Raw genomic sequence first — 8,739 nt, 5'->3', positions numbered from 1 at the left:
GGAGGAGGTGATCGGCGTATCTACTCGCGTGGCCGTGATGCGTCGCGGCGCTATCGCCGGGGTGCTGTCCCGCAGCGAACTGTCTGAAGAAGCGATCCTGCGGCTGGCCGTGGAATAGGAGAACGGGATGTACAAGAAGGACCTGGGCCTTGCCGTCTTGGTGATTACCGTCGGTGCGATCGTCACGCTGGTCAATCCGCGTTTCGTATCGCCGATCAATCTGGCCAATACGGCCAACCTGATCGGGCTCTTCGGGCTCTTTTCGATCGCCGAAGCCTTTGTGATCGCGACGGCGGGCATAGAGCTTTCGATCGGATCGGTGATCGCGCTGCTCGGGGTCATCTTCATTGACCTGATCGCCTCCCATGGGGTGCCCTGGCCTGTTGCCTTTGCCATCGTTTTGGCGCTGTCGGTCGTGATCGGTCTCCTGCACGGGTGGCTGATCACGCAGCTCAAGCTGCAGCCCTTCGTCGTCACGCTATGCGGCCTGCTGATCTACAGGGGCATTGCACGGTTCTACACCAAGGACGGTACGGCCGGCTTCACCTTTGGAACCGACCTGCCGATGCTCGAATACATCTTCGTCGGGCGCACGGCGGGTGTGCCCCATTCGGTCATCGCCTTTGGCCTGTTCGCGGTGCTCGCCTGGTTTCTCTTGCATCGCACGGTATTCGGGCGGCATCTGCTTGCCGTCGGCAAGAACGAGGAGGCGGCGCGCTATTCCGGAATCAACACCAAGCGGGTGATCATTCTGGCCTATGTGCTCTGCATGTTCCTGACAGCCGTGTCTGCAGTCTTCTTTGCCATGTATACAAGGTCCGTTCAGCCATCCTCGCATGGAAATTTCTACGAGCTCTATGCCATTGCGGCTGCGGTACTGGGCGGATTTTCGCTGAGGGGTGGCGAGGGCTCGATCGTCGGCGTTGTTCTTGGTGTCGTGCTGCTCCAGGTCCTGCAGAACCTCGTCAATCTGCTTGGCATCCCCTCGTCGCTCAATTTCGCGGTCATGGGCACCGTCATCCTGGTGGGCGTCATTGCCGATACGCAGTTCCATGCCTATCGGCAAAGGCGGCATCACTCGGCCACCCGCTCGGCCCTGGCCAGGGTTTCCGACATGCCGCCGGTAAACTCATGACCGCCACGTAAGAATTCATCGACAATGGGCACTGGCCAACCCGCCAGCCGCGTTCTTGCCGGCGGAACCCTTTCTTTCGCTGGGAATTCGTGCTTATATTGAATGAACGTTCAGCAAGTATGAGGGCGCCATGAACGAGCTTGTTCGCGATATCGCCGTGCCGAAAAACTGGGACCGACGGGGACTTCCCGGATGGTGTTACCATTCGGATGCGCTGTTGGAGCTTGAGAAGGAACATGTCTTCCGCAGCCACTGGCAGATCGCCTGCCACGTCTCGGACGTGCCGGAGCCGGGCAGCTACGTCACCTTCGATATGGTGGGCGAGCGGATACTCGTGCTGCGCGACAAGGAGGGCAGGGTCCGCGCCTTCAACAATGTCTGCCGCCATCGGGGCTCCCGTCTGGTGACGGCGGAGGCTGGACATTGCCGTGGTGCGCTGGTCTGTCCGTTCCATGGCTGGGTCTACAACCTCGACGGCACGCTGCGTGGCCCCTCTCGACCGGACAGTTTTCCGCCACTCGACAAACACGAATTTGCGCTCGCCGGAATCGAGACGGAGGTCTGGCTTGGCTTCGTCTTCATTCGCCTCAAGCCAGGCCCGCAGGCCTCGGTTGCGGAGACCATGAGTCCGTTCGAGGCGGAGCTTTCCCACTATCAGAGCGGCGAGATGATCCCGGCCGGTGGCTTCTGGGGTCATGAATCGCCGGTCAACTGGAAGTCGGTGCGCGACGTCGACAATGAAGGCTACCATGTCGCCATGGCGCATCCGTCGCTGCAGGATCTCTACGGTTCCAGCTATTTTGACGAGCCCTTCGTCGCTGGGGTCTGCAGGTCGTTTGCCACTTACAACCCACATGCGGGCCGGAGATGGAGCGTGCGCCAATACCGCGCCGTCGCGCCTGAGGCCACGCATCTGCCGGCCGAGCTGAGGCAGGCCTGGATCTACTATGGCTTGTTTCCGAACAATGTGATCGCCGTAACGCCGGAAAGCGTGCAGTTCTACCAGGAGTTCCCGATCACGCGCAGCAGGACCCAGTTGCGTGGCGCCATCTATCGTTACCGCGACGAGGGCAGGGGCCAGCGTCTCGCACGTTATCTCGCGGCCCGCATCGACAGGGACACGATGGCCGAGGACGTGCAGCTCACAGTCTGGTCCAACGAGGCGATGACCTCGCGGGCCTTTGCCGGCTTCTACCTCTCCGACCTGGAATATGGTGTGCGCTCCCATCACGACCATCTGCGTGCCGTGCTGCCGGTCATGACCCTCGACGAGGCCCCGGAAGAAGAAGGCATGGCCGAAACCAATGCGCGGATGTCGAACAGGATCTGATCTGCCGTGCGCTGCAGGGGAAGGGCAGGAAACACCGGCGGCAAGGCATGCCGCCGGCTTGTGATCTCCTCGCGTCGCCTTCAGCCTTTCCAGAGGCCCTCGCGGACCAGCTCGTCCTGAGTGAGTGCAATGCCACGGCGCAGGATGGAAACGAGTTCGTCGATCTGCGGCCGGGTGATGGTGAGGGGCGGCGACATCACGCACATGTGGATGAGCGGTCGTACAAGCAGGCCCAAGCGCTGGCAATGGGCGTCGATCCGTTTACCCACTTCGAGGTCGAGCGCCAAGGGGTTGTTGCTCTCCCGATCGGCGACACATTCGACGCAGGCCATCAGCCCGAGGCCGCGAACTTCGCCCACGAGCGGCAGATCCTCGAGCGTCTTCAGCTGTGCCTGGAAATAGGGTGCGATGTCCCGGACATGGGCCAGCAGGCCGCCTTCCAGCAGATCAAGATTGGTTTCCGCGACGGCGCAGCCGATCGGATGGCTGCTATAGGTCAGGCCGTGGGCGAACATGGCGTCTGAATGATTGGACTGACGCAATCTTTCCAGAAGCGCTGCCGAGATCATCGCGCCGCCGAGCGGGAAGTAGCCGGAGGTAACACCCTTGGCAAAGGTGATGATATCAGGCTCGATGCCGAAGACTTCCTTCGAGGCGAAGACATGGCCGAGACGCCCGAAAGCCGTTACCACCTCATCGGCAATGAAAAGGATATCGTTGTCGCGGCACAATTTTCGCATGCGGGTGAGATAGCCGGGAGGCGGCACGATGACGCCGCCGGAGGCCATGATCGGTTCGGCAACGAAGGCGCCAATGTTCTCGGCCCCATGCGTCTCGATCGTCGTGCGGAATTCGTCGACGAGGGCGTCGCAGAAGGCCTGGACGGACAGACCTGCCGGGCGGCGGAACGGATTGGGGCAGGACAGTTTGATTACCATGTCGCGCGCGCTGTCCATCCAGTCATGGTCGCGCGGACGGCCGTTCAGCGAGGCGGAGAGGTAAGTGGATCCATGATAGCCCCCCTGGCGGGCAACGATCCTCTTCTTGGTCGGGCGGCCAAACACATTGTTAGCGAACTGCATCAAGCGCAGCGCCGTCTCCACTGCCGAGGAGCCACCGGTGGTGTAAAAGACGTGGTCGAGATCACCGGGCGCATGGGCGGCAAGCCGCCCTGACAGGCGAACCGAGGGCTCGCTCGCCGTATACCAGGGCGAATTGTAGGACAGCGTCATCGCCTGTTGGTAGAGGGTTCGGGCGATCGGCTCGCAGGCGTGGCCCGCATTGGTGCACCACATGCCGGCGGGACCGTCAATCAGCCTGCGCCCTTCGATGTCGGTGACGTAGATGCCATCACCGGCGACAATGCCGCCCCGCGCCTCTGCACCTATTTCGCCGGCCACAGGCCAGGGCTGGATCAGGTGTTCCCTGGCCGTCTCGACGAATTCCAGGCGTTCTGTTGCGGACATGGTCTCGACATTGCGGACAGCTGCCATTGGGAGCCCCTTTTCGTATCGGTTCAAGCGCCTGAATTTGATCGAAGAATAACACTATATTGAATGGACGTTCAATCAGATTCGAATGATAAGTGCTTGCATTTCGTCAACACTTGCGCTCATCATGCGAAACGGAACGGAAGAGGCGGAAAGCCGGAGGGCTGCCATGCATCGCTTGCTGCATTACGCCTGTTGTCACGCGGACGCCGGGGAGGGGCGCCTATGGTGCTGACTGTCGATCAATCGGCCCCCTCAGTGGACAGTGGCCTACCTGCAAGACCGTCATGGCGGCGCGGGGAAGAGGCGGCCGGCCTCGCTCTCATTTCGCCGACGGCCCTTTACGCGCTGTTCCTGCTCGGCGTCCCGATCCTCACGGTCGTCGCCTACAGTTTCTGGACGCAGAACTATCTGGAGATTGATCGCAGTTTCACCTTCGAGAACTATCGCATCGCCCTGACGGAGCCGATCTACCGTGATCTGCTGTTGCGCTCACTGGGCATTTCCCTTGTCGTGTCATTCGTCACTGTCGTCGTCTCCTATCCGGTCGCCTGGTTCATTTCCTTTCATGGAGGGCGGCACAAGAACCTACTGCTCTTCCTGATCACAGTGCCCTGCTGGACCAGTTACCTGCTCAGGGTCATGTCCTGGAAGATGATCCTTGGTTATCAGGGCGTGCTGAACACGGGACTGATGTCGCTCGGCGTGATCACCGAGCCCATTGCATCGTTTCTCTACAACTCCAATGCCGTGGCAATCACCCTGGTTCACAGCTGGGCTGCTTTCGCGATCCTGCCGATCTACGTCTCGCTCGAAAAGATCGACCGATCGCTGGTCGAGGCGGCGCGCGATCTCGGTGACGGGCCGGCCCGAAGCTTCCTGCGGGTCGTCCTGCCGCTTTCCATGCCGGGAGTGGTATCGGCGCTGTTGATCGTCATGATCCCGACTGTCGGCGACTATGTCACGCCGCGCCTCGTCGGCGGCAAGGACGGGGTGATGATTGCCACCGCCATCCAGGCGCAGTTCGGCAAGGCGGCCAACTGGCCGCTCGGGGCCGCCTTGTCGGTGACCACGATGGCGATCGTCACAGTCGTGGCCGGTGCCTGCGCCATCCTGCTCAAACTTGTGGCGAGGCGGATCCGATGAGCCTGCTGAAGCCTTCACGCTGGCGCGTGCTGCCGTTCTATATGGTGCTCTATCTCGGGTTTCTTTACCTGCCGATCCTGCTGCTTCCGGTCTTCTCCTTCAACAATGCTGCGGCCACACGCTTCCCGCTCGCCGGCTTCACGACGAAGTGGTACGCCTCGCTGTGGGGCAATCGGGAAATGCTGGATGCGGCATTCAATAGTCTCGTCGTCGGCATCTGCGTGGCGGTTCTGTCGACGGGGCTGGCAATCTGCGCGGCCCGGGCGGTTACCCGCTACCGCTTCCGAGGGCGGCGGGCCGCGAATGGCCTGATAATGGCGCCGCTGTTCCTGCCGGAGATCATAGTCGCAGTCTCGCTGCTGATGATCGTGCTTCAGGTCGGTGCGGAACTCTCGCTCCTGACCGTCATCCTTGGACAGGTGGTGTTCTGTCTGCCCTATTCGATGGCCGTGCTGACCGCGGGTTTCGACGGGTTCGATCGGTCGCTGGAAGAGGCGTCGCTCGATCTTGGCGAAACCGCCTTCGGCACATTCCGAAGGGTCACCCTGCCAGTTGTGGCGCCTGCGATCCTGTCCAGCCTGCTGGTCTCTTTCACCATCTCGCTCGACGAATTCCTGCTTGCCTTTTTCCTGTCGGGCACCGAGCCGACGTTGCCCGTCTACATCTGGGGGCAATTGCGTTTCGCCGCCAAGCTTCCGGGCGTTCTCGCGCTCGGCAGCCTCATGCTTGCCTTGTCCATCTGTCTGCTTGTCGCCGCCGAGTTCTTGCGCCGACGCACCGAGAGGCAGCTTTCTACCGGAGCCGCATCCCATGTCTGATATGCCGATGATCGCGATTTCGGGAGTGAACAAGTTTTACGGAATCTACAAGGCGTTGAGCGAGGTCTCGCTTGACATAGCAGCCGGTGAGTTCTTTTCGCTGCTCGGCCCGTCCGGCTGCGGCAAGACGACGTTGCTGCGTTCCATTGCCGGCTTCGAGACGCCAAGCTCCGGTGATATCAGGATCGACGGCCAGTCGATGCTCGGCGTCGCGCCAAATCGTCGGCCGACCAATATGGTCTTCCAGAGCTACGCCATTTTCCCGCATCTCAATGTCGAGGAGAATGTGTCCTACGGCCTGAAGCGCCTGAAACTTGGTACGACAGAAGAGCGTCGTCGCGTCGGCGACGCGCTTGACCAGGTGCGCCTCGGCCATCTCGGAAAACGACGCGGTCATGAACTCTCCGGCGGCCAGCGGCAGCGCGTCGCGCTCGCCCGGGCACTGGTCCTGCGTCCCAAGGTGCTGCTGCTCGACGAGCCGCTCTCGGCGCTCGACAAGAAACTGCGCGAGGAGATGCAATCCGAATTGCGCGCCTTGCAGAAGGCAGTCGGCATCACCTTCGTTCTGGTCACCCACGATCAGTATGAAGCGCTGGCGCTGTCCGATCGGATCGCCGTCATGTTCGGCGGGCGTATCGCTCAGGTCGCGACGCCGAAGGAATTGTACCAGCATCCTCTGACGCGGCTGACGGCTGATTTCCTGGGAGGCATGAACTTCCTGTCGGGCAAGGTCGTCGAGAGTGCAGGGGCCATCCTGTCCGTCGAGACAGACCGTTTTGGCCGGCTGGGCATCGCTGCAGCGGCCTCGGGCGGGCGTCCGGGTGACAGGATAACGCTTGGTATCCGGCCTGAACGGCTGCGTCTTCTGTGGGATGGCGAGCGCGCCGACCACGAATTGCAGGGCAGGGTCACGAACCGGGCCTATTTCGGCGAAACGACGCATCTGTCGGTTCGGGTTGATGGGCTGGAGCAACCGCTTTCCATGATCGAGACGAATACCTACGGCGCCGACGACCTTCCGATCGGCGAGCCTATCCGGCTCGCCTATGACCCGGACGCCTTCGTCGCACTTGCGGATGACGAGACCGAGGACCGGATTCGCAAGCTCGACTGATCGCAGGGGCGGGATCCGTTCAGCCGCCGTGGCGCGCCAGCTTTTCCAGCCAGTTTCCGCCGATGCGGTAGCGCCGCAACACGTCGGCGGGGGCTTCTGCATCGAGACGGGCGAGGTAGCGGTAGACTTCCAGTGTCGGGGCGTCCATGTCGCCGCGAGCATAGAAATACATCGCCGCGCCGTAGCGGGCGCGTCCGGACCAGTCGATGCCCGGCGGGAGCGTGATGATCTCCCATTGCACGAGGGCCTCGCTGTCCGGTTCTTCATCCATGAGCCGGGCCTCAGAACCGGCCCGGCGGCGTGGCAGTGCGCCGGTCCAGCCTGATGAAGGGGCGCGGCACGATCTTGGCGCGCTTCATCATTTTCTGATACTGCAGTTCCCGCAGCGCATAGATTTCCACCCAGAGGTCGTCGAGAATGCGTTCGCCATAGGGGCGTGCGAGGTTGGCGATCGCGATATTGCGCTTGGCCATCGGCGACCAGATTCCGGCGGTGACGATACCGGCTTCGCGGGTCCTGCGATGGTAGACAAGGGCATGCTCCGCAGCGATATTTCCCTCGATTTCGAGACCCACCAGGATGTGTTTCAGCGATTTCTTCTGCCGCGCCCCGAGGATGGGGTCGCGACCGTTGAAGAAGGGCTTTTCAAGATCCACCAGCCAGTCGAGGCCAATTTCGTCGGGTAGCCTTACGCGGTCGGTGCGCAAGGCTGCCTCCGCGGTGGTGAAGTCGGCATTGGCGACGATGAATCCGGCTTCGATGCGGGCGCGATTGAGTGCGCCATATCCGATCGCCTGAAGGCCAAACGGTTGTCCGGCGTTCCAGATCCGGTCCCACAGCGACAGCGCAATATCGGCGGGCGCGAAAAGCTCGTAGCCGAGGTCGCCCGTGAAGCCGGTCCGGGAAATGGTGATCTCGTGACCCTCATGGTCGAAACGTGCCAGCTGGAAGGGCTTAAGGGTCTCGATACCGGCAAACCCTGCGGCGTCGAGCACCGAAAAGCTGGTCGGCCCCTGCAGAGCCAGCGCGGCAAGCGTCTCGGTTTCCTCGTCGATCGTCACGTCGAAGCCATTGGCGCTGTCGGTCAGCCAGGGCAGGTGGCGCTCCTGGCAGCAGAGGCGAAAATCCGTCTCCGCCAGCCGGAACAGGGTGCCGTCATCCAGCACATGGCCGTGATCGTCGCACCAGGCCGTATACTGGACCCGTCCGGGCTTCAGCTTGCGCACGTCGCGCAGCGTCAGGCGATTGAGGAAACGTTCGGCATCGGCTCCGCGTATGCGGTATTTGATCATCGGCGAGATGTCGAACAGGGCCGCCGTGGAGCGGATCGCGAAATATTCGAGCTCGTCGTCGAAAACCGAGTGCGGCGCCTTGTAGCCCGCCCAGGAATACCAGTCGTTGGTGGTCGACAGCGCCTGGATGCGCGGATGGAAAGGCGTCTCGAGACGCGGAGCGGCGATGTGGACATGTAAGGCACGACGCTGGGCGGGATCGAGGATCATCGTCTGTCTCCGGCAAGAATGTGGCGCGCCGCCAGGAGACCGGGCAGGCCTGAAATGCCGCCGCCGGGATGGGACCCGGCACTGGCGAGGAACAGCCCTTGAATTGGCGTGCTGAAGCGCGAGGCGGCGTGCACTGGTCGGTTCACCAGAAGCTGGTCTGCTTGCAATTCGCCGTGGTGCCAGTGCCCACCGGGCATGTGGTAG

The 8,739-nt window shown here is 62.0% G+C and carries 8 protein-coding genes and 1 pseudogene; 5 read left to right on the top strand and 4 right to left on the bottom strand.

The window, feature by feature from the left end:
- The first annotated feature begins 127 nt into the window (after positions 1-127).
- The gene (locus PDO_RS05730; protein ID WP_007599041.1) at positions 128-1,135 is read left to right on the top strand and encodes an ABC transporter permease; all 1,008 of its coding nucleotides are present in this window, start codon (positions 128-130) and stop codon (positions 1,133-1,135) included.
- Between the two features lie 130 nt (positions 1,136-1,265).
- Positions 1,266-2,465, top strand: a complete 1,200-nt coding sequence (locus tag PDO_RS05725; protein WP_007599032.1) for an aromatic ring-hydroxylating oxygenase subunit alpha — start codon at positions 1,266-1,268, stop codon at positions 2,463-2,465.
- Positions 2,466-2,545: 80 nt separating this feature from the next.
- Here the strand turns inward: PDO_RS05725 and PDO_RS05720 are convergent, their stop codons facing one another.
- On the bottom strand, positions 2,546-3,958 hold the full coding sequence (locus PDO_RS05720) for an aminotransferase (protein WP_007599031.1): 1,413 nt from the start codon (positions 3,956-3,958) through the stop codon (positions 2,546-2,548).
- 222 nt (positions 3,959-4,180) lie between these two features.
- Here PDO_RS05720 and PDO_RS05715 point away from each other — a divergent pair, with 222 nt between their 5' ends.
- Genes PDO_RS05715 through PDO_RS05705 form a run of 3 tightly spaced genes read left to right on the top strand, consistent with a single transcriptional unit; the run spans position 4,181 to position 7,033 of the window.
- Positions 4,181-5,101: an ABC transporter permease gene (locus tag PDO_RS05715; RefSeq protein WP_007599030.1), complete on the top strand. Its 921-nt coding sequence runs from the start codon at positions 4,181-4,183 to the stop codon at positions 5,099-5,101.
- Positions 5,098-5,919 carry an ABC transporter permease gene (locus tag PDO_RS05710; protein ID WP_007599029.1) on the top strand — a complete coding sequence of 274 codons (822 nt, stop codon included), beginning with the start codon at positions 5,098-5,100 and terminating at the stop codon, positions 5,917-5,919. The genes PDO_RS05715 and PDO_RS05710 overlap by 4 nt, the downstream gene beginning before the upstream one ends.
- Positions 5,920-5,926: 7 nt before the next feature.
- A complete protein-coding gene (locus tag PDO_RS05705) occupies positions 5,927-7,033 on the top strand; it encodes an ABC transporter ATP-binding protein (RefSeq protein ID WP_052023396.1) in 1,107 nt (368 codons plus the stop codon).
- Between the two features lie 19 nt (positions 7,034-7,052).
- Here PDO_RS05705 and PDO_RS05700 read toward each other — a convergent pair whose 3' ends face one another.
- The 3 genes and pseudogenes from PDO_RS05700 to PDO_RS28720 all read right to left on the bottom strand — a co-directional run.
- Entirely contained in the window at positions 7,053-7,304 is a 252-nt protein-coding gene (locus PDO_RS05700) for a hypothetical protein (protein WP_007599019.1), read from the bottom strand.
- Positions 7,305-7,314: 10 nt separating this feature from the next.
- A complete protein-coding gene (locus PDO_RS05695) occupies positions 7,315-8,535 on the bottom strand; it encodes an aminomethyltransferase family protein (protein ID WP_007599016.1) in 1,221 nt (406 codons plus the stop codon).
- Positions 8,532-8,739 (bottom strand): annotated as a pseudogene (locus tag PDO_RS28720) (phytoene dehydrogenase); the annotation flags it as partial. The pseudogene PDO_RS28720 and the gene PDO_RS05695, both read right to left, overlap by 4 nt.

This window comes from Rhizobium sp. PDO1-076 (genome assembly GCF_000247475.1).
Lineage (GTDB): Bacteria > Pseudomonadota > Alphaproteobacteria > Rhizobiales > Rhizobiaceae > Allorhizobium.
This window is presented reverse-complemented; position numbering and strand designations above follow the sequence as displayed.

Bases quoted from the DNA above. Each gene is read 5' to 3' on its own strand.
- PDO_RS05730 (WP_007599041.1), top strand. From the start codon at position 128: ATGTACAAGAAGGACCTGGGCCTTGCCGTCTTGGTGATTACCGTCGGT.
- PDO_RS05725 (WP_007599032.1), top strand. From the start codon at position 1,266: ATGAACGAGCTTGTTCGCGATATCGCCGTGCCGAAAAACTGGGACCGA.
- PDO_RS05720 (WP_007599031.1), bottom strand. From the start codon at position 3,958: ATGGCAGCTGTCCGCAATGTCGAGACCATGTCCGCAACAGAACGCCTG.
- PDO_RS05715 (WP_007599030.1), top strand. From the start codon at position 4,181: ATGGTGCTGACTGTCGATCAATCGGCCCCCTCAGTGGACAGTGGCCTA.
- PDO_RS05710 (WP_007599029.1), top strand. From the start codon at position 5,098: ATGAGCCTGCTGAAGCCTTCACGCTGGCGCGTGCTGCCGTTCTATATG.
- PDO_RS05705 (WP_052023396.1), top strand. From the start codon at position 5,927: ATGATCGCGATTTCGGGAGTGAACAAGTTTTACGGAATCTACAAGGCG.
- PDO_RS05700 (WP_007599019.1), bottom strand. From the start codon at position 7,304: ATGGATGAAGAACCGGACAGCGAGGCCCTCGTGCAATGGGAGATCATC.
- PDO_RS05695 (WP_007599016.1), bottom strand. From the start codon at position 8,535: ATGATCCTCGATCCCGCCCAGCGTCGTGCCTTACATGTCCACATCGCC.